The following is a 20,799-nucleotide window of genomic DNA, read 5'->3' as shown; positions in this document are numbered from 1 at the left end:
CGAGGAGCACACGCATGTCACTGCAGGGAAAGGTCGCGGTCGTCACCGGCGGAGCGCGGGGGATCGGACGCGGGATCGCGACCGTTCTCGCGGCCAAGGGCGCCGCCGTGGCGGTCTGGGACCTCAACACCGAGGGCGCCGAGAAGACCGCCGCGGAGATCCAGGCCGCGGGCGGGACGGCCGTCGCGGTGGGCGGCGACGCGGCCGACGCCGAGGCCGTCGCCCGTTCCGCCGCGCGCACCCGTGAGGCGCTCGGGCCGGTCACGATCCTCGTCAACAACGCGGGGACCACCGCCTACGAGCCGTTCACCGGCATCAGCGAGTCGTCCTGGGACCGCATGATCGCGATCAACCTCAAGGGCCCGTTCCTGGTCACCCGGGAACTGGTCCCCGACATGCTCGAGGCGGGCTGGGGCCGGATCGTCAACATCTCCTCGTCGTCCGCCCAGACCGGCGCACCGGCCATGGCGCACTACGCGGCCTCCAAGGGCGGTGTCATCGGCCTCACCCGGGCGCTGGCGGTCGAGTACATCGAGCAGGGGATCACCGTCAACCACGTCCCGCCGGGGTTCATCGACACGCCCCTGGTGCGCCAGGGCCCCATCGACGTGGAGGCGGCCGCCGCCACCATGCCGATGAAGCGCGCCGGCACGCCCGAGGACGTGGCGCACGCGGTGGCCTACCTCGCGTCCGAGGAGGCCGGCTATGTGACCGGCCAGACGTTCAGCGTCAACGGCGGACGCTACCTCGTCTGATCAGCGCGCCTCCGACCACGCTGCTCGGCGACGAGCCGCGCGCGCCGTACGAGCGCCCGCCGCCGTCCGGGCAGGTGCTGCGCGGGGCCGACGCGATCGTCAGCGCCACGCCGGTACGCGCCCGGCGCCTCCCCGGCGGTGTGCGACGCCCGCTGCAGGGCGGAGGGAGGGGATCCACGCGCCGTCGGCGACGTGGCCAGTCCGCACCACATGGGGCTCGGCCGGCTCATCCGCCCGGAGAACCGGACCGACGCCACCGCACAGGCCAGGGCGGTCGCCGGGGGAGACCTCGGCCAGGACCGGCCGTGTGCCGGTTCCCTACTTCCGGACGGGCCCGGATGCGCCGTCGGGCGACCGTCGACGGTCTCGACGCCCCCGCCCCCACCCACGGAACGATCAGGAGTGATCCCCATGAAGGTTGTCGTCGACGAGGAGAAGTGCGTCGCCGCCGGACAGTGCGTGGCCGCCGCCATGGACGTGTTCGACCAGCGCGAGGAGGACGGCATCGTCGTCCTCCTCGACGAGAACCCGCCCGCCGCACTGGCCGAGGACGTGCGCAACGCCGCCGCGGTCTGCCCCGCGCTGGCGATCCGCATCGAGGAATAGACCACGAATCCCCCCACCGCTGGAGGAAAATCCATGGCCGAGTCCGACACCCGGCACGCTCCCGACGAGCAGCTCTACTTCTACCAGGACGACCGGGACGCCAAGTGCCCGTTCGCCCCGCCGCCCGGGCTGCGCGCCCTCAACGACAACGCCCCGGTCACCCGGGCGCGGATCTGGGACGGCAGCACCCCGTGGCTGGTGACCGGCCACGCCGCGCAGCGCGCCATCCTGTCCGACCCGCGGGTGAGTTCGAACGACAAGCTGTCGGGGTTCCCGTACCCGAACCGGGCCATGGCGGAGACGGCCCACCACCACCCGCTCACGATCTTCAACGCGGACGGCGCCGACCACACCCGGATCCGCCGCATGATGACCCGCCCCTTCACCCGCCCCCGGATGGAGGCGCTGCGGCCGCAGATCCAGCAGTTCACCGACGAGCTGATCGACACGATGCTCGCGGGCCCCAAGCCGGTCGACCTGGTGAACGCGCTGTCGCTGCCGCTGCCCTCCCTGATGATCTGCGCGCTGCTCGGCGTGCCGTACGAGGACCACGACTTCTTCCAGGAGCACGCCTCCTTCGCCACCCGCAGCGACAAGACCGCCGAGCAGCAGCAGACGGCGAACCAGGCCCTCGGCGGCTACCTGGCCGGACTGCTCCAGAAGAAGATGGAGGAGCCCGCCGAGGACGTCCTCTCGGACTTCGCGGCGCGGATCAAGGAGGGCGACCTCACCCTGCCCGAGGCCACCCTGCTCTCCATGATCCTGCTGATCGCCGGGCACGAGACCAGCGCGAACATGATCACGCTGGGCACGGCCCTGCTGCTGGACAACCCCGGACAGCTGGCCGCGCTGCGCGAGATCGAGGACACCCGTAACGTCGCGAACGCGGTCGACGAGATCCTGCGCTACCTGACCGTCGCGACGTTCGGACAGCGGCGCATCGCCGCCGAGGACTTCGTGTTCGAGGGCGCGGACATCAAGGCGGGAGACGGCATTGTCGTCCCGCTGCCCGCCGGCAACTGGGACCCCGAGGCCTTCCCCGAGCCGGAGAAGCTCGACCTCACCCGCAAGGCGAACCACCACCACGCCTTCGGCTGGGGCATCCACCAGTGCCTCGGCCAGCAGCTCGCCCGTATCGAGCTCCAGGTCGTCTTCGGCACCCTCTACCGCCGCGTCCCGACCCTGCGTCTCGCGGTCGACCGCGACGAGCTCGCGTTCCGCCCGGCCGACGCGCTCGCCTTCGGTATCGGCGAGCTGCCCGTGACCTGGTAGTCCGCCGTCGCGCGGCGCCCCAGGCACCCCACCGGTCCCGTCCCCACGGACGGGGCCGGTTGCACCCATATCCGCATCCATATCCACACCTATATCCGCATCCGCATCCGCATCCGCAATCCGCAGGACAACAGGAGTAAGGCATGAGCGAGTTCAGCTTCGAAGGGCGCGTCGCGGTCGTCACCGGCGCGGGCCGGGGGATCGGCCGGGCCCACGCGCGCCTCCTGGCGGCGCGCGGGGCGAAGGTCGTCGTCAACGACCTCGGCGGATCCATGGAGGGCGACGGTGCGGACGCCGGCCCCGCGCAGAAGGTCGTCGACGAGATCGTCGCGGCCGGCGGCGGGGCCGTCGCCGACACCCACGACGTCTCCACGGCGGCCGGTGGAAAGGCCGTCGTCGACACCGCGATCGAGCACTTCGGCCGTATCGACGTCCTCGTCAACAACGCGGGGATCATCCGGTGGGCCGGACTGCCGGAGGTCGACGCGGAGAACCTGGAGCGCCACCTGGCGGTGCACCTCGTCGGCTCGTTCAACACGCTGCGCGCCGCCTGGCCGCACTTCGTCGAGCAGCGGTACGGCCGTGTCGTGCTGACCACCTCCAGCGGCATGTTCGGACTCGACAACAACCTGTCGTACGCGGCGGCGAAGGCGGGCACGGTCGGGCTGGCCCGGAGCGCGAAACTGGCCGGTGAACCCCATGGGATCAAGGTCAACCTGATCGCGCCGGCGGCCATGACCCGGATGGGCGGCGGTCCCGAGGAGGAGCCGGCCGAGCCGGTCGCGGGCATGCCGCACATGCCGTCGGACGCGGTGGCGCCGATGGTGGCGTACCTCGCGCACGAGAGCTGCCCGGTCAGCGGGGAGATCTACACGGCCGGCGCCGGACGCTTCGCGCGTCTCTTCATCGCCTCGACCGAGGGGTACGTCCACCGGGGCGGCCCCGTCACCGTCGAGGACGTGGCGGCGCACTGGGACGCCGTCAACGACGAGAAGGACTACTACGTGCCGACGGACCTGATGGACTGGTCGGGCGCGTTCCTGAAGCACCAGTTCGGCCCGATCGCCGATGCCGCGAACTCGTAGACGCAGAGCTGAGGCATCGCGGACCGCGGTGTCTCCACGGCGGATACGGTGATGGCCGAGGGCCGGGCGTGATGCCCGGCCCTCACGCTGTTCCCCCGCACCCACGGCCGCGACCGGGGAAAACACCCGGCGGGCGGGGCGGCGCGAACGACGCGTGACCGGTTCCGCCGCCTCGCCCTCCCCCGCCGTGGTGCGGCGGAGGAGGCGAGCGACGGAACCGGCCGACCCGTGCGAGGGGTGCCGAGGCCCCCGTGATCAGGCCGGCTGACCGACCTCGGCCTCGTCGAGGCGCTTGCCGCCGGGCACCAGGAGGACGAGCAGCGCGCCCACCGCACAGCAGCCGACGACCAGCCAGAGGCCGTTGGTGAAGCCCGGGTCGAGGTAGAACTGGATGCCGTGCATGACGGTGCCGTGCTGCGCCATCACCACGAAGGCCAGTTGGGACACGATGATCTGGGCGACGCCCTGGCCGAGGGTCTGGGCGCCGTTGGCGAGGGCCTGCTCCTCGGGGGTGACCACCTCGATGATCATGATGGGGACGATGGCGACCACGATGCCCGTGCCCAGCCCGGCGATCAGGCCCATCCCCACGATCTGCCCGGCGGAGTGGTGCAGTTGGGTGCCGATGCCGTAGCCGAGGACGGCGAGCGTGGCGCCGGCGCCCAGCAGGAGCCGGGCCTGCACACGGCGGGCGAGGAAGCCGGTGCCGACGGCCGCCAGCAGGATCGTGGCGCTGATCGGGCTGGTGACGATGGCGTTGTGGGTGCCCGACCAGCCGAGGCCCTCGGAGACGTGCGGGATGTTCGGCATCAGGACCAGCAACTGGATCACCACGCCGACGGCGTTGAGCGAGCCGGCCGCCACGGACGTGGCCAGCAGGGCCGTCCAGACCGGTCGACGCCGGGTCATGGTCAGCGGGAACAGGGGCTCGGCGACCCGGCGCTCGACCAGGACGAAGACGACCAGGACGATCAGCGATCCGACGACGAAGGCGGCGAACTCGGCGCTGTCCCAGCCCCAGTGCGAGCCTTGGCCGACCGCGTAGACGAGCCCGGTGACACCGCCGCCGAGCAGGAGCCCGCCGATCCAGTCCATCCGGCCGCCCCCCTCGCGGACCGTGCTCTCCGGTACGAAGGCGGCCACCAGGACGAAGCTGACGGCGGTGCTGATGGCCATGAACCACAGCACTCCGCGGAAGCCGTGGTGGTCCAGGAGCCATCCCGACAGGAACGGCCCGCCGAACGCGACGAGGCCGACCCCGCCCGCGAGGATGCCGTTGGCGATGCCGACCCAGCTGCGGGGGAACACATCACGGGTGAGGGCGTAGGCCAGCGGCGCGGTGGCCGCGTAGAGGCCGGCGATACCGCGTCCGATCAGGAGCGTGCGGTAGTCGGTGGCGAAGGCGGCCACCAGGTCGCCGACGAAGCCGAGCCCGATGGCCACGAGCAAGACGCGCCGCTTGCCGAAGAGGGCCGCGGCCTTGACCGCGAACGGCAGGAAGAACGTGCCCGTCAGCAGCGTCATCAGGGTGAACCAGGCGATCTCCGTGGTCCGGAAGTGGATCGCCACCTCGGCCTGGGTGATGCCGGACAACGCGGCCATCAGCGCGACGAGCTGGACGGTCCACAGCAGCGCGATGACGACGAGGACGTTGCGCCTGGTGGACAGGGGTCTCTCAGAGGCTTGCGGGGTGGTGGTCGAGGTCTGGGACAACGGTGACATCGGTGGCCTTCCGTGGAGGAGCGGTGGACCGGAGAGCGGCTCCGGTCCGCGCGGGGCGGCGGAGGTGCGCGACGAGGGCGTGGTGCGGGGTGGCCACGGGCGCGGGAACGTGCGACGTCCGCCCATTGGGGTGAGGTGCGGCTTGCGGGAAAGATAGACCCAACGGTCGGTACAATCAATGAGCTGCGCAAGAGAAGGGGCAACGGATACCGGCATATCCGACGCGGCCCCCCGCCCACCGCTGTGACCAGCACCTTCTCCGTCACCGCCGGTGAGGCGCACCGCGGCGCCCGACCGCTGTCCGTCCCGCTCAGTGGGACGGTCGAGTGTGTGCGCATCGAATCCCCCGGTGCTCGTTCGTGATCATCCCGATTTCGGGACCGAGGCAACCGGCCGCCGGTGATCGACGTCAACCAGGGTGCTCGGGGGCCACCGGACGAACGGCGCTCCCCTTCTCCTCCGCCATCGCACCGCCGCACACAATGCGCCGGCGCACCGGCGTGCACTCGGCCGTCCAGGCATCCCGCACATTCACAGCCATTCACAGACATTCGCAGACATCCAGTTGTCCGGCACACGGTCCATGACGCCTTCCCGCGCCCGGACACGTGACGGACACCCATGACCTCAAGGGGCGACATCATGCGCGCTGCGGTGAACGCACGCATCGATCTCTCGGCGATCGAGCACAACACCCGAGTACTGCGGGATGTGGCAGGGCCCGCACAGGTGATGGCCGTGGTCAAGGCCGAGGGCTACGGCCACGCTCTCGTGGAGTCGGCCCGCGCCGCCCAGGCCGGCGGCGCGACCTGGCTGGGAGCCGCGGTGATCGGCGAGGCACTGCGCCTGCGCCAGGCGGGCATCCGCGGGCCCGTGCTCGCCTGGCTGCACTCGCCCGGCGACCGCTGGGCCGAGGCCGTCGACCAGGACATCGACGTCTCCGTGGGCGCCCGGTGGACCCTGCGCGAGATCGAGGAGGCGGCGCAACAGGTCGGCAAACCGGCCCGTGTCCACCTGGAGTTCGACTCCGGAATGGGGAGGGGCGGCTGCCCGCGCGGGGAGTGGCGGGCGCTGGTCAAACTGACCCTGCGGGCCCAGCGGGCCGGCCATGTCTCGGTCGTCGGGCTCTGGTCGCACCTGGCGAGCGCCGATCTGATCGGGGCCCCGACGACCGACGCACAGGTGGACGCCTTCCGGGAGGCGCTGGAGGAGGCCGAGCGGCTCGGCGTACGGCCCGAGGTACGGCATCTGGCCAACAGCGCGGCCACCTTCCTGCACCCCAGGGCCAGGTTCGACCTCGTCCGCCCCGGCATCGCCCTGTTCGGCCTGTCGCCGCTGCCCGCGCCCTGGGAACCGGCCAGCTTCGGACTGCGCCCCGCGATGACCCTGACGGCACGACTGGCCCTGGTGAAGAAGGTCCCGCCCGGCCACGGGGTGTCGTACTCGCACGCCTATGTGACGGCCCGCGAGTCCACGCCCGGCCTCGTCCCCGTCGGCTACGCCGACGGCATCCCGCGCGGCGCCACGAACCTGTGCCAGGTGTCCGTCGCCGGACAGCGGCGCAGGATCGTCGGCCGCGTCTGCATGGACCAGTTCGTCGTCGACTTCGGGCACGACGCCTGCGACCTCGACGAAGAGGTGGTGATCTTCGGGCCCGGCGAGGACGGCGAGCCGACGATCGGCGAGTGGGCGCAGCAACTCGACACCATCCCCAACGAGATCGTCAGCCGACTCGCCCACACCCGCATCGCGCGGCAGTACGTCTGAGGAGCGCCACGACCTTGCACACCACAGGCCCCTTTCTGCTCCTCTTACTCGTCGCCGCCATCGGCGTGATCGTCCTCCTCGTGGCCCGCCTGAGACTCCATCCGTTCCTCGCGATCCTCCTCGGCGCCCTCACCTTCGGTCTCGCGGCGCGGGCGCTCGGCGCGCTCCTCGCACCGGACCGACCCGTGATCACCGACCTCACCGGGCATCTCACGAGCGGATTCGGCGACATCCTCGCCGACCTCGGCCTCGTCGTCGCCTTCGGCACGGCCATCGGCAAGATCCTCGAACGCAGCGGAGCCACCGCCACCCTGGCGCGGGCCGCGCTGCGCGCGTGCGGACGGTGGCATCCCGCCGTCGGCATGTCGGTCATGGGCTGGGCCGTGTCCCTGGCCATCTACTGCGACTCGGGCTTCGTGGTCCTGTCTCCGGTCAAACGGTCCGTCGCCCGCGACACCGGCCGCAGCCCGGTCGTCCTCGCCACCGCGCTGTCCACCGGACTCTACGCGTCCCACACCTTCGTACCGCCCGCCGCGGGCCCGGTCGCCGCCGCGGCCAACATGGGCATCGCCGGCGGCGACCTGATCTGGCTGATCCTGGTGGCGGTCCCGGTCTCCCTGGTGTCGGCCGGGGCGGGCCTGTACTGGGCGGTGCGGCGCGCCGACCGGGCCGGGGGCGGCACCTCCGTCGCCGCGCTCAAGGAACAACTGGAGCGCGAGACGGCCGACCTCACGGCACCGGACCCGGCGGCACCCCACCCACCACTGTGGCACGCCCTCGCGCCCCTCCTCGTCCCCATCGCCCTGATGGCCGCGGCAGCCGTCACCGACCTGCTGACGGACACCATGCGACCCACGGGCTGGACCGCCACCGCCCTGGGCGCCCTGCGCTTCGCCGGCGGCCCGACCGTCGCCCTGCTGATCGGCCTGCTGCTCGCCCTGGCCCTGCTACTGCCCGAGCGCGGTGAGACGATCCTGACCGACTGGCTCGGAGACTCCCTGGCCGACGCCGGACCCGTCCTCATGATCGTGGGCGCCGGCGGCGCCTTCGGCGCGGTCATCACCGCCACCCCGCTCACCGCCTGCCTCAAGTCCCTGATCCAGGGCCACCACGCGGTGGGGGGACTCGCCGCGCTCCTCGTCCTGTTCGCGGCGTCGGCCCTCATCAAGAGCGCCCAGGGCAGCTCCACGGCAGCCCTGATCATCACCACCAGCATCTTCCACCCCCTCCTGCCGACCCTGGGCCTCGACGTCTCCACCGGTCCGGTCCCGGTCGGCTCCGTCCTGGCGGTCCTGGCCATCGGCGCGGGCTCGATGGTGGTCAGCCACGTCAACGACTCCTACTTCTGGATCGTCGCCCGTCTGACCGGCATGGACCTGCCCACGGCCTACCGCGCCCAGACCCTGGGCACCCTGGTCCAGGGGACGGTGGCCCTGGCGGCCACGCTCGGACTGGCGGTGGTACTGCTGCCCTGGTAACCGGGCCCGTCGGCCACAGGCCGCCCGCGTCCGCCCCTTGCTCCGGGGCGGCGCGGGCACGCCGATGCGCTGCCCGTCACCCTGTCGCCACGCCGCGAGGCCGTGACATCGGCGCACCCTGACAGGGGACTTGACGCGGATCGCCGGGCGCGGGGCGTCGGCGCCTCTCCGATGCCGGGTTCCTCGCTAGGCTGGGCGGAGGAGGTGCCCAAGTGGCCGAAGAGGTAGGGCAGTTGCAGGACTCTGTCGAATCGACGACCGTCGTGGTGATCGGCGCAGGCCCGGCCGGGATGACCGTCGCCAACCTGCTCAGGCGCAGCGGCATCGACTGTGTCGTCCTGGAAAGCCGGTCCCGCGCGTACGTGGCACAGCGCCAGCGCGCCGGCATCGTCGAGACCAGGGCCGTCCGCATGTTCGACGACTGGGGCCTCGCCGAGCGGGTCCTGGGCGGTGTCCCGTACGACGGCATCCTGGAGTTCCGCGTCGACGGCCACCGCCACCTGGTGTCCGACAGCGACGGCTCCGACGGCCCTCCGGCGCGTCTGTGCCCCCAGCAGGTCCTCGTGCAGAAGCTCACGACGGCCTATCTGGAGGACGGCGGCGACCTGCGCTTCGAAGCCGCCGACGTCTCGCTGCACGGCCTCACCGGCGACCGCCCGACCGTCCGCTACCGCTCATCCGACGGCGCATCCCACGCGATCACCTGCGACTTCGTCGCCGGCTGCGACGGCGACCACGGCGTCAGCCGTACGGCGGTCCCCGACGGCGCCCTCACCGCGTACGCCTTCGACCACGGCATCGGCTGGCTCACCGTCCTGGCCGACGCCCCGCCCCCTGCCCACCCCCTCCTCGCCGTCAGCCCCCAGGGCTTCGCCGCCCACTTCCCCCGCGGCCCGCACGCCAGCCGCTACTACCTCCAGTGCCCACCCGACGACCACCCCGACGCCTGGACGGACACGCGCGTCTGGGACGCCCTGCGCACGCGGCTCGGTGACCGGGCCCTCACCTCCGGGCCGATCACCGAACGCGAGATCTTCCGCCTGCGCAGCCTCGTCCACGACCCCATGCACTACGGCCGTCTCTTCCTCGTCGGCGACGCGGCGCACATCGTGTCACCCATGGGCGGGAAGGGCATGAACCTCGCCCTGTACGACGCCGACGTCTTCGCCCGGGCCGTGCGGGACTCCGTCCGAGGCGGCGACGACACCGCCCTGCGCGCCTATTCGTCGCGCTGTCTGCGCCGCGTCTGGAACGACCAGGAGTTCTCCCACTGGCTCACCCGGACCCTCCACGACGCCGGCGATGCCACCGACGTCGGCCCGTTCCACCGCAACCTGGCCCGGGCCCGCCTCGACCGTCTCTTCAACTCCCCGGGCGCCGCCCGCGCCTTCGCGGACCTCATGACGGGCCTGGAAATGGCCGGGGAGGCGGTGGCTCAGGAGGTCCCGCTCCCTCCAACGGAGGCCCGCACACACCCCTGATGGTCTTGTTCCGCGCCTCCCCTACCCACCGACCGGCTCACCGAGAACGCGAGAACCCGAGAACCCGACGACCCGAGAACGAACGTCCGCGGACGCGAAGATCAACGCAGGTCCCGAACCGCCTACCGCGCGGTCTCCGCGGCGAAGGCGTCGAGCAGGGCGAAGGTGCGCGCCGGCTGTTCGAGGTGGGGCAAGTGGCCTGCCTCCGCCACCACTTCGAAGCGGGCGTTGCCGAATGACGCCGCGTACTCCTTGCCGTAGGACGGGGGCGCGATGCGGTCGCTCTCACCCCACACGACGAGGGTGGGGACGGTGACGGCCGCGAGGCGGGGGCGGAGGGCGGGGTCGTTCATGGCGGGGCCGCCGGAGTAGACGCGCAGGGTTGCCCTGTTGGCCTGGACGGCGGCGAGTCGCTCGGCCGGCATGGTCGCCGGGTCGACGTAGAAGCGCTCGGGATCGTGGTACGCGTACTCGGCGACACCCCGTGCGTCGAGGGCGAAGAAGTCCCGGACCGGTTCGCCGTCGACCTCGATGCCGACCGCGTTCATCAGAACGACCCCGCTGATCAGGCCCTCCGTGTCGGCCGTGGCCAGCTCGGCGCCGATCCAGCCGCCGAGCGACGAGCCGATCACCAGGACGTCGGTCAGGCGGCGGTCGCGCAGGAGGCGGAGATAGGCGGCGGCGAGGTCGGCCACGCGGGTGAGGCCGTCGGGGCGGGGGGTGCCGTTCCAGCCCGGGTGGGTGGGCAGCAGGGTGCGGGCGGTCCCGGCGAAGTGCTCGGCGATCGGGGCGACGGTGACGGGACCGCCGCCGCCGTGCAGCACGAGGACGGGACGGCCCTCGGCGGGGCCGGACTCGGTGAGTGTCAGGTGCGAAGTCATGACCCGCACCGTAACTAAGCATGTTTATATAAGCAAGCTTAGTCACCGTGTTAGCCTGGCCCGTATGGCCGTTGAACCGCAGATCCTCGGAAGGGCCGTGAAGGCCGCCCAGTACCGCCAGCACCGAGCGCTCGACAGCCGTCTCGCGTCCGTCGGCAGCACGCTCGCGCAGTGGGACGCGCTGCGGGCGATCGGCCGTACGCCGGGCGCCAGCGCGCGGGACCTGGCGGCGGCGACGTTCCAGAGCGAGCAGGCGTTCGGAACGCTCGCCGGACGACTGGTGGCGCAGGGGCTGGTGGACCGGCGCCCCGGGCGCGGCCGCCGTATCGAGCATCACCTCACTCCCGAGGGGAAGCGGGTGTTGAAGGCCGGTCACGCGGTGGCGGACTCGGTACTAGAGGAGTGCTTCGAGGGCCTGACGGAGCCGGAGCGAGAGGCGCTGCTGGGGCTGTTGCGGAAGATCGAGGGGCAGCCCGAGCGCTGAGCAGGACACATCCGTTGCGACAAGCGGGGGCAGTGGAGTGGGCCGGGAACGGATTCCGAGCGGAACGCTTACGCAGTACGAGTGAATGCGGTGGCTGTTCTGTTCGGGGCCGGTGGCAAGTCTTCTACGGTCTCTGGAGGTATCCGGGGGCTGCAGGGGAGGCCCCGCGGGCGGGGGACCGGTGGAAAGGCGCACCTGATGTCGGGGTTGGAGAAGTCGCCGGACGTACGCGGGGTTCGGGCGGGCCGCTGCCGTCGGACCGGGGCGCGGGCCTGGGGCGCGGTGTGCGTGGCATGTCTCGTGGGTACGGCGCTGACGCTCGACGGGCCGTGGGCGGCCGGGAGTGCGGCCGTGCGGATGGGGATTTCCGCGCCGTCCGCCGGCTGCTGGGGTTTGGCGGCCTCCCTGATGCTTCGCGCCTGGGGGACAGGCGGACGGGTCCGGACGCGTCTGCTGCTGTTGGGGGGTTCCGCGGCAGCCGGCGGTGTGTACCGGGGAGCCGTCAACCTGTTGTCGGGCCACCTTCCGGCTGCGGAACAGGACGGGCCGACGATGCTCGGTTCGATGGTGGTCACCGGAGTGACGCTGACCGTCGGCCTGGGGACGGCCGGGCTGGTGGTCGCAGCCGATGACGGTACCGGTCGGCGGGCGTTGCTGCGGCGCGTGCTCGACGGGATCGTCACGGCCGGGGCCGTGTTCATCACGGGATGGGTGCTGCTGCGGGGGGCCGGTGACGGCTGGCGGCTGCAGACCGGGATGGTCGGTGTCCTCTGGACCGCGGAAGTCGTCTTCCTCAGCTTTCTGTTCGCGCTGCGCCGGCTCGTACGGAGCGACCAGAGAGCCACGTTGTGGGTGGGGATCGCCGCGCTGTCCCTCATGCTGACCGGTGACACCCTGCGCCTGTGGACGGTCGGCCCGCACAGTCCCGAGGAGATGTCCTGTCAGCTGGTGGACGCCTGCGTCACCGCCGGGCTGCTGGTGGCCGCCGTCGGCCCTTGGGTGCCCGGCGGGGCGAGCATCCTGGGCACGGCGCAGCCGACGTTGCGGTGGGGGACGGAGGGGACGGCGGCGTACGTTCCCATGACGGTCTGCACGGCCATGACGCTGGGCTATGTGCTGGCTCCGCATGCCCGTGACCCGGTGCCGCTCGTGGTCGGCGGGACGGCCCTGCTGATCCTCTGGGCACGCCAGGCGTTCCTGCCGAACGAGCACACCGTGGACGATGCCTGACCACGGGCGAGCAGATCGGTGACGAGCGGGTCTTCCCGGCACGGGTGAACGGCGGCCGAGGACCGCTACGGACGCACCCCGTCGGAGGAGTGGTCGCGCGGTCGCCCGGCCGCCGCCGGTGCCCGCACCCGGTGGGGACCCCCGGCCCGGGCGGTCACGAGAACGCCAGGCCCTCGTCATCGCGCGGGCCGTCTACTTCGGTGCCAACGTCCTCATCCTCGACGAGCCGACCGCCGCGCTCGGCGTGAAGGAGGCCGCGCACGTCCTGCGGATCGTCATGCAGGCCCGCGCCAAGGGTGTGGCGGGGTCATCCCGGTCACCCACAACGTGCGGCACGCCATGATGGTCGGCGACCACTGCGCCGTCCTGATCCGCGGCCAGAAGGCCGACGACTTCAGCAAGGGCGAACGAACCCGTGAGGAGATCACCGACCTGATGGCCGGCGGTGAGGCCATGGCCGAGCTCGAGGCCGAGCTGGAACAACTCCAGGCCGACGCCTGACCCCGCCCCGAGCGCCGGCAGGCAGGGCATCGCCACCCACGTGTGGCGGCGATGCCCCGCGGGCTGGGGGCTGATCGGCCGGGCGCCTGGCACTCCGTCAGGAGGCGGTGACGGCTGTCCCGTATGTCCTCCGGACGCGACCGTCAGCGCGGCTCCGCCGTCGGTCAGGTGGAGGGGTGATCAGGCGCGGGCGTCCTCGATGACGACGCGTCGCACTGTGCGCAGCGTCGCCTCGAGACTGTCCATATCGGTCGAGCCGAGAGCGAGGCGGAGCGCCTGTGGGGTGTGCTTCGTGGTGGTGAAGGGCTCCGCCGTGCTGACCGAGATGTGTTGGCGCGCGAGGGTGGCGGTCAGGCGATCGGCGCGTGCGTCGTCGGGCAGCGTCAGCCAGGTGAAGTACGAGGAGGGGTGGCTGATCAGGGACAGGCCCGCCAGTTCCCGTCGGGCGAGCGCCTGACGGGCCCGGGCGTCGTCCCGCTTCTGCGCCTCCAAGTGGTCCACCGTGCCGTCCTCGAGCCAGCGGCAGGCGATCGCGGCGGTGAGGGCCGGGGTGTTCCAGATGGTCGCCCGAATCGCGCGTTCGAGCGACGGCACCCTGGACGGCGGGGCGACGACGAAGCCGACCCGGAGGCCCGTGGCGACGCTCTTGGACAGCCCCGAGACGTACACGGTGATGTCCGGTGCACGCGCAGCCAGCGGCGGTGGAGGGTCCTCGACCAGGTACGCGTATGCGGCGTCCTCGATGATGAGCGGACCGTGTCGCCGAGCGATCTCGATCAGACGGGTGCGGTCGGCCGCCGACATGACCCAGCCCAGAGGGTTGTGCAAGGTGGGCATCGTGTAGATCGCGCGCACAGGGCGGGTCGCGCACAGCTGCTCGAAGGCATCGAGATCCGGGCCGTCGGCCGTGGTGGGCAGGGGCTCCAGATCGAGATGAAAGGCATGCGCGAGCACCTTGAACCCGGGGTAGGTGAGCGCGTCGACCGCGACGACGTCGCCGGCGTTGAGCGCGGCCATGACGGTGATGGCCAGGCCGTGCTGCGCACCGTTGACGATGAGGACCTGATCCGCGGCAGGAGCGATTCCTCGACGCCTCAGGTGCCGCGCTATCGAGGCTCGGTCCTGGGAACGCCCTCGATGGGGCTGGTAGCGCAGCAGCGACTCCAGCTCACCGGAGGTGGCCACCTCGCGCAGGGCGTGCCGTAGGAGATCGGCTTGGCCGGGCAGGGACGGATAGTTGAAGCCGAGGTCGACGGCATCGGTGGCGATGGCTTGTTGATCGATGCCGTGACCGGCGGGAACCGCGATGTCACGCACGAACGTACCGCGGCCCTGTTCCCGGCTCACCAGGCCCATCGCCTCCAGCTCGGCGTACACCCGGGTCGCGGTCACCACGGCGATGCCCTCACGCGCGGCGAGCCCGCGGTGGGTCGGCAGCCGCACGCCCGCGGCGAGCCGACCTGACCGGATCTCGGATGCGAGCGCGTCGACCAGGATTTTGTACCGCGGAGCTGCCACACCGCATTGTATCCATGACAATTCTTTGACTGTCCTGTTCGCGGGTCCTTACCGTCGAGCCCCACTCATCCGGAAGGACAGCCGCCGTGCACATCGCCATCCTCACCTTCGAGGGCTACAACGAGCTCGACTCACTGATCGCGCTCGGTGTGCTCAACCGCATCAGGACCGACGACTGGCGCGTCACCATCGCCACCCCCGGCCCCAGAGTGACGTCGATGAACGGGGTCACCGTGGAACAGATGTCGACCCTCGAGGAGGCGTGCGCAGCCGACGCCGTCATCGTCGGTAGCGGCATCGCCACCCGCGAGGTCGTCGAAGACCAGGCGATCATGAACGTCCTGCGCGGCCTGGACCCCTCGCGGCAGCTCATCGCCGCGCAGTGCTCCGGCGCGCTCGTCCTGGCCAGGCTCGGCCTGCTCAACGACATCCCCGCCTGCACCGACCTCACCACCAAGCCCTGGGTCATCGCGGCCGGCGTCGAGGTCCTCAACCAGCCCTTCTACGCCAGGGACAACATCGCCACCGCCGGCGGCTGCCTCGCCTCGCACTACCTCGCCGCCTGGATCATCGCCCGCCTCGAGGGCAACGACGCCGCCGAAAGCGCGCTGCACTATGTCGCCCCGGTCGGCGAGAAGGAGGAATACATCGAGCGCGCGTGGCGCAACATCACCCCCTACCTGCCCGCTCCCGCCCCGGCGCTCATCTGACCCTGCCGCCGCCCGTTCCCCTTCCCCTCCCTACGTAAAGGATTACGTACTTCTGCCGATGGATCGGGGACTGTGCGTTGCGAGGGTGGTGGCCCGTTGGCGTGGACGGGCCGGTACTCGGAGGAGCGAACGTGGGGTTGTCCCGGACAGGTAAGGGCATGCGTGCGGGGACATGGGTGACGGGCGCGGTGCTCGTCCTCGGCGCACTGGCCGGGTGCGGCGGCGAGGAGGGGAAGACGTCCACCGATGCCGCAGGCACGCCGGCCGCGACTGCCGCACGGACGGACGGGCCGGGCGACTACCGTGCACCGACGGACCTCTGTCCGAAGGTCGACTTCGGTCCGCTGACTGCCGCCGTCGCGCCGGCGGACGGTTCGCCGAAGGGACAGCGGACCGGCTCCGATCCGGCGACGGGCAGCGGTGCGGCCTGCCTGCAGGGCTTCGGGGCGGCCGGGGCGAAGACGGAGGGGCGTTCCGTCGTCTACTGCACGGCATGGAAGAACGTGGCCACCGCGATCAAGCAGTACAAGTACGTGCTGTCCACGGCGCGGAACGAGGCCCGGGGCCAAGTGGCGCAGATAGCGGACCTCGGCGACGGGGCCTTCCGCTACGAGAGCCTCAAGGAGGCCGCAGTGTTCCGTGACGACCTCCGACTGTTGGTCCGCGCCAGCAACATGGAGTGCGAGGTCCAGATGCAGAGCTTGAGCTCTCTGACGGCTCAACAGGTCACGGCGGCCTGGCCGGCCATGGAGGAGACCGCGCGGGCGCTGTTGCCCAGGCTGCGTTCCTGACCGGCGGCGGAACGGACGGCCCAGCGATGAGCCCGGGTGACGGTCCTTGTCCCACCAGCGACTCGAAGCTCCCGCTCAGGATCTTGAACATCATGACGCCAAGTCACGCAGCCGGACATGCGTTCGGTATGTTCGGGCCTCGGAGAGACCGATGACAGGGAGACAACGAGGATGCAGCCGGACGTCTCCGAGGTGTATCAGTCCGCCGCCGGCCGCTTGACCGGACCGGACATCGGCGTACACCGCACTGCGTTGCGGGAGTTGGAGGGACTGGCCCGGGCGCATCCCGCGCAGCGGCGACCCGTGGCCGACGCCGTGTGCCGCTACCTGCGTGGCCCGGACGGGCAAGCTGTTGACAGTTCCGTGGACCTACGGGCGGCGGCAGCCGCGACACTCGCCGCCCTGGCGCGCCGACATCCGGTCATGGACCAGGTCCCGGCCGGTGCCACGGCCGATGCCGGGTGCGGTGCCGACTGCGAGGACTGCCTCGACATCGACCTGACCGGCGCGGTACTGCCGGACGTCGACTTCAACGGCTGCCGTTTCGGCCGGGCCCGCTTCGCGGACGCCCACTTCCGTGGCGCGTGCGTGTTCGACGGCGCCCGCTTCACCAGGGAGGCGCTGTTCGAAAGGGCGGTCTTCGAGCACGACGCGCGCTTCGCGGGTGCCCGGTTCGGTGACACGGCTGTGTTCGGGCGTACCAGGTTCCGGGCGGACGCCGACTTCTCGGGCGCCCGCTTCCGGGGGATCGCCTGGTTCGGCCGGGGCGAGGAGACGCTTCCCGAGGACGATCCGGCATGGGAGCAGGTCGAGGCATGGCGTCCCGTGGCCTGGGACGAACTCAACGAGGACGACCCGCTCTGGCCCCTGGCCGTACTGGAGGACGACTACCAGAGCTGGGAGGAAGGCGGCGACGGGGCCCGTTTCAACGGCCGGGTGTCGTTCACTCACGCCCGGTTCGAGATGGCCGCCTGGTTCTGGAAGGCGCGCTTCGGCGGCGAGGCGCTGTTCCACCGGGCCGTCTTCGGTGGACGGGTCCATCTCGTGCAGCCCGCAGCCGACCTCACCGGCGCCACGCTCTCCCACACCGCCCATGCCGAAGAACAGGTCTGGCCCCTCGGCTGGACCGCGGCCACGCCGGGCACCGAAGACGGGAGCAGCGAGCGCCTGATCCCCGACGAGTCCGTCGCGCCGTACCACGGCCAGCTCGCCGACCCCGACCCCGAGGTCCGCCTCGCCGGCCTGCGCATCCTCGGCGAACTCGGGGACGCAGAGCCCGAGCTCAGACAGCGTGTGGTGGACACCGTCTGCGCGTATCTGCGGATTCCGCCGGCTTTCGACGTCACCGCCGACGTCTTCGCGCTCACCCCCTCCCAGTTCGGCGAAGCACGAACGCGGCGGGACGCCCAGCGGCTGCTCGCCGACCGCACGCGCCCCTCCGCCAACCGGCCGATCTGGGAGGACATACGTCTACCGCTCTCCGGAGCCGCACTCGTCGACTTCGACGCGAGCGGATGCCGCCTGGCGCACGGGGACTTCACCGGTACGCAGTTCCACGGGAGCACGACGTTCGCGGGCGCATCGTTCGGCGATGTGTCGTTCAGCCTGCCGTACGCGCGCGACGGACGCGCCTCCTTCCACGGCCCCGCCGACTTCTCCGACGCCCGACTCTCCCACTGGATGCTGCGGCACTGCCTTTTCCACGCAGACGACTCGGTACGCGCGACCGGAACCACCCAGGACCTGGTCCGGATGCTGTTGGGAGCCAGGGGCACCTCGGCCCCCGCCGGCATCACCACCGCATTCCGGAAGGCACTGCTGACAGCCGGCTCGGAAACCCCCGACAATCTCGCCTGCGTCCGGCACCTGGAGTACGGCACGGTGCCAGGACCCTCCTACGCCCCTGAGCGCGAGACATCCGGGCTGAAGATCACCGGCACCGACATCCTCGTCTCCGACGTGGCACGGCGTATCGAGGACACCCCCATCCCGGCCTCCGTCGCCGAAGGCTTTCCCGAACTCACCACCGAGCAATGGTCCGCCGCCACCCGTGTCATCACCCTCCTCCTGAGCGCACTCGAAGCGGACTGACCCAGGTTGGACGCGCCCTGTTCTGGGACCGGTTTCCGCTTGTTGGTGGCGATCCGGCGTCTCCTCGTTCCCCTCTGGTTGCGGGGTGACAGGGCGGACAACTACTGTCCGGGCAGTAAACGTTTCCTATCCTTGGTCTCCATCCCTGCCCGTCGTCTCCCTCGTCCCCACGGAGTCCGCCGTCATGTCAACCGCGTACCTGCGCTGGGGTACCCGCGACCTGTCCCTGCTGCTCTGCCACGAACCCGCGGGCCCCGTACGGCTGCTGGCGGTGGGGCAGGCCGCCGGACTGCCCGATCCCGTGCGTGATCCCGAATCGTGTGCCCGCCTTGCGCGGTGCGCTCTGCCTCTGGTCGAGGTCCAGGCCGCGGGCGGCGGGCGGGTCGGTACGTCGGGCAAGCGGCACGTGGACGGCGCCGCCGCGCAGGCCCTGCGTTACGCCGGACACGAGGAGGTCCGTGAGCGGGCGGCGGGCGGGTGCGGCGGGGATCTGCTGACTCTGCGGGTGCACCTGGCCGACGAGAGCACCGGGCTGCGGGTCACGGCCGTGTGCAGGGTGCGCGAGGGGCTGCCGGTCCTGCGGGCCGAAGCTCAGGTGAAGAACACCGGCGACGCCCCCCTCACCCTGGAGTACGTCTCCTCCTTCGCCCTCTCCCACCTCGCCCGCGAGCTCGGCGACGGCCGGCGCTGGGAGGACGGCCTCGCCCTCTGGACGGCGGCCAACCCGTGGAGCGGTGAGTTCCGCTGGTCCAGGGCCACTCTCGCCGAACGGGGCCTGTACGACGTGGGCATGGTGGCGTTCGGCCAGACCGGCTCCAAGAACCGCGTCGCCCTGACCAGCACGGGCTCCTGGTCGTCCTCCGAGTACCTGCCCATGGGCTGTCTGGAGGGGACCGGCACCGGCCGTGCCCTGCTGTGGCAGATCGAGCACAACGGCTCCTGGCACGCCGAACTCGGCGACCGCTTCGGTGATGTGTACCTGGCCCTTTCGGGTCCCACGGACCGCGAGCACCAGTGGCGCCGCCGGCTCGCCCCGGGGGAGTCCTTCCACACGGTCCCGGCTGCCGTCGCGTTCGTCGCGTCGGGCGGGTTCGAGGCCGCCCTCGCCGCGATGACTCGCCACCGCCGTGCCACCAGGCGGCCGCATCCGGACCACGAGGGCCTGCCGGTGGTGTTCAACGATTTCATGAACAGCCTGATGGGCGAGCCGAGCACCGGGGCGCTGCTGCCGCTGGTCGACGCCGCTGCGGCGGCGGGCGCCGAGGTGTTCTGTGTCGACGCCGGCTGGTTCGACGACGGGCCGCCCGGTGTCGTGGGCCCCGGCGGGGTGCCGGGCTGGTGGGACGCGCCGGGGGAGTGGGAGGAGTCGGCCCGGCGGTTCCCGGGCGGGCTGAAGGAGGTGCTCGGCCGGATCGGCGCGGCGGGCATGGTGCCCGGCCTGTGGCTCGAACCCGAGGTCGTCGGTGTACGCAGCGCGGTCGCCGCCGCCCTCCCGGACGAGGCGTTCTTCCGCAGGGACGGCGTACGGCTCGCGGAGTGGGGCCGCCATCAGCTCGACCTGCGTCACCCGGCCGCCCGCGGCCACCTCGACGTGGTGGTGGACCGTCTGGTGGGCGAGTACGGCGTCGGCTATCTCAAGCTGGACTACAACATCGACATCGGCCCCGGCACCGACGGCCCCGACCCCGGCGCGGGACCGGGCGACGGTCTCCTCGGCCACAACCGGGCCTACCTCGACTGGCTCGACGCGCTTCTCGACCGGCATCCTGCGCTGGTCGTGGAGAGCTGCGCGGCCGGCGGCAGCCGCACCGACCACGCGATCCTGTCCCGGCTGCCCATCCACTCCGTCACCGACCAGCAGGACTTCCGCCTCCTCCCCGCCATCGCGGCGGCCGCGCCCACCGCGGTCACTCCGGAGCAGGGCGCGATCTGGGCGTATCCGCTGCCGGAGCACACCGACGCGGAACTCGGCATGGTGATGGTCTCGGCGCTGCTCGGCCGGATCCACCTCAGCGGTCGCCCCGACCTGCTGACCCCGGATCAGGCGGAGGTGGTGCGGCGGGCGGTGGACACGTACAAGACCTACCGCCACCTGCTGCCGGGCACCCGGCCGCACTGGCCGCTGGGCCTGCCCGGCTGGCGCGACGGCTGGCTGGCCCTGGCCCTGAGCACCGACGGCGGCACGACCCTGCTGGCCCTGTGGCGGCGCGACGGCGCACCGGAGACGGTCGCCCTCCCGCTGCCCTGGGTCGCCGAGGCCGGCGGGCCGCGGACGCTGTTCACGGCGGGGCCGGCGCCGTCGTACGAGTGGGACGGCCGGGACCGGGTCCTACGGGTGGGGCTTGCGGCCGAGCGGTCGGCGGTGCTGGTCGCCTTCGGCGACGAGGCCGGCTGACAGTGACGCGCGCTGCCGACGGCGGCGCGGGC

18 protein-coding genes are annotated in these 20,799 nt (G+C 71.7%); 15 read left to right on the top strand and 3 right to left on the bottom strand.

Annotated features, from left to right (window positions below; all coding sequences use genetic code 11):
• Positions 1–14: 14 nt before the first annotated feature.
• The 4 genes from ABZ464_RS44730 to ABZ464_RS44715 all read left to right on the top strand — a co-directional run bounded on the left by ABZ464_RS44730 (position 15) and on the right by ABZ464_RS44715 (position 3,718).
• Entirely contained in the window at positions 15–755 is a 741-nt protein-coding gene (locus ABZ464_RS44730; protein ID WP_359287681.1) for an SDR family NAD(P)-dependent oxidoreductase, read from the top strand.
• Positions 756–1,166: 411 nt separating this feature from the next.
• Positions 1,167–1,361, top strand: coding sequence for a ferredoxin (locus tag ABZ464_RS44725; RefSeq protein ID WP_055632720.1), 195 nt, complete (start codon positions 1,167–1,169; stop codon positions 1,359–1,361).
• Positions 1,362–1,394: 33 nt separating this feature from the next.
• Positions 1,395–2,633 (top strand): cytochrome P450, encoded by a 1,239-nt coding sequence (locus ABZ464_RS44720; protein WP_359287680.1) that lies wholly within the window; start codon positions 1,395–1,397, stop codon positions 2,631–2,633.
• A 143-nt stretch (positions 2,634–2,776) separates the two neighbouring features.
• A complete protein-coding gene (locus ABZ464_RS44715; protein WP_359287679.1) occupies positions 2,777–3,718 on the top strand; it encodes an SDR family NAD(P)-dependent oxidoreductase in 942 nt (313 codons plus the stop codon).
• 255 nt (positions 3,719–3,973) lie between these two features.
• Here the strand turns inward: ABZ464_RS44715 and ABZ464_RS44710 are convergent, their stop codons facing one another.
• Positions 3,974–5,440, bottom strand: coding sequence for an MFS transporter (locus ABZ464_RS44710; RefSeq protein WP_359287678.1), 1,467 nt, complete (start codon positions 5,438–5,440; stop codon positions 3,974–3,976).
• Positions 5,441–6,082: 642 nt separating this feature from the next.
• Here ABZ464_RS44710 and alr point away from each other — a divergent pair.
• From alr to ABZ464_RS44695, 3 genes are all read left to right on the top strand, one after another.
• Positions 6,083–7,207, top strand: a complete 1,125-nt coding sequence (alr, locus tag ABZ464_RS44705) for an alanine racemase (protein WP_359287677.1) — start codon at positions 6,083–6,085, stop codon at positions 7,205–7,207.
• Positions 7,208–7,221: 14 nt separating this feature from the next.
• Positions 7,222–8,685 (top strand): GntP family permease, encoded by a 1,464-nt coding sequence (locus tag ABZ464_RS44700; protein ID WP_359287676.1) that lies wholly within the window; start codon positions 7,222–7,224, stop codon positions 8,683–8,685.
• 212 nt (positions 8,686–8,897) lie between these two features.
• A complete protein-coding gene (locus tag ABZ464_RS44695; protein WP_359287675.1) occupies positions 8,898–10,166 on the top strand; it encodes a 4-hydroxybenzoate 3-monooxygenase in 1,269 nt (422 codons plus the stop codon).
• 122 nt (positions 10,167–10,288) lie between these two features.
• Here ABZ464_RS44695 and ABZ464_RS44690 read toward each other — a convergent pair whose 3' ends face one another.
• Positions 10,289–11,047, bottom strand: coding sequence for an alpha/beta fold hydrolase (locus ABZ464_RS44690; RefSeq protein ID WP_359287674.1), 759 nt, complete (start codon positions 11,045–11,047; stop codon positions 10,289–10,291).
• Positions 11,048–11,111: 64 nt separating this feature from the next.
• Between ABZ464_RS44690 and ABZ464_RS44685 the strand changes: the two genes are divergently transcribed.
• From ABZ464_RS44685 to ABZ464_RS44670, 4 genes are all read left to right on the top strand, one after another.
• Positions 11,112–11,531, top strand: a complete 420-nt coding sequence (locus ABZ464_RS44685) for a MarR family winged helix-turn-helix transcriptional regulator (RefSeq protein ID WP_359287673.1) — start codon at positions 11,112–11,114, stop codon at positions 11,529–11,531.
• A 564-nt stretch (positions 11,532–12,095) separates the two neighbouring features.
• A complete protein-coding gene (locus tag ABZ464_RS44680) occupies positions 12,096–12,761 on the top strand; it encodes a hypothetical protein (RefSeq protein ID WP_359287672.1) in 666 nt (221 codons plus the stop codon).
• A gap of 118 nt (positions 12,762–12,879) precedes the next feature.
• Positions 12,880–13,104 (top strand): hypothetical protein, encoded by a 225-nt coding sequence (locus ABZ464_RS44675; protein WP_359287671.1) that lies wholly within the window; start codon positions 12,880–12,882, stop codon positions 13,102–13,104.
• Complete coding sequence (locus tag ABZ464_RS44670) at positions 13,101–13,262, top strand: hypothetical protein (protein ID WP_359287670.1); 162 nt, start codon at positions 13,101–13,103, stop codon at positions 13,260–13,262. The genes ABZ464_RS44675 and ABZ464_RS44670 overlap by 4 nt, the downstream gene beginning before the upstream one ends.
• Before the next feature lie 180 nt (positions 13,263–13,442).
• Here ABZ464_RS44670 and ABZ464_RS44665 read toward each other — a convergent pair whose 3' ends face one another.
• Entirely contained in the window at positions 13,443–14,780 is a 1,338-nt protein-coding gene (locus ABZ464_RS44665) for a PLP-dependent aminotransferase family protein (RefSeq protein WP_359287669.1), read from the bottom strand.
• An 86-nt stretch (positions 14,781–14,866) separates the two neighbouring features.
• Here ABZ464_RS44665 and ABZ464_RS44660 point away from each other — a divergent pair, with 86 nt between their 5' ends.
• The 4 genes from ABZ464_RS44660 to ABZ464_RS44645 all read left to right on the top strand — a co-directional run bounded on the left by ABZ464_RS44660 (position 14,867) and on the right by ABZ464_RS44645 (position 20,767).
• Positions 14,867–15,490, top strand: a complete 624-nt coding sequence (locus ABZ464_RS44660; protein WP_359287668.1) for a DJ-1/PfpI family protein — start codon at positions 14,867–14,869, stop codon at positions 15,488–15,490.
• Between the two features lie 158 nt (positions 15,491–15,648).
• Positions 15,649–16,281, top strand: a complete 633-nt coding sequence (locus ABZ464_RS44655; RefSeq protein WP_359287667.1) for a hypothetical protein — start codon at positions 15,649–15,651, stop codon at positions 16,279–16,281.
• Positions 16,282–16,452: 171 nt separating this feature from the next.
• A complete protein-coding gene (locus ABZ464_RS44650; RefSeq protein ID WP_359287666.1) occupies positions 16,453–18,372 on the top strand; it encodes a pentapeptide repeat-containing protein in 1,920 nt (639 codons plus the stop codon).
• A 184-nt stretch (positions 18,373–18,556) separates the two neighbouring features.
• The gene (locus tag ABZ464_RS44645; protein ID WP_359287665.1) at positions 18,557–20,767 is read left to right on the top strand and encodes an alpha-galactosidase; all 2,211 of its coding nucleotides are present in this window, start codon (positions 18,557–18,559) and stop codon (positions 20,765–20,767) included.
• Positions 20,768–20,799 lie beyond the last annotated feature (32 nt).

This window comes from Streptomyces sp. NPDC005820, from assembly GCF_040630255.1.
Taxonomy (GTDB): Bacteria; Actinomycetota; Actinomycetes; order Streptomycetales; family Streptomycetaceae; genus Streptomyces.
Note: the sequence above shows the minus strand (reverse complement) of the source record. Positions and strands in the feature narration are given on the sequence as shown.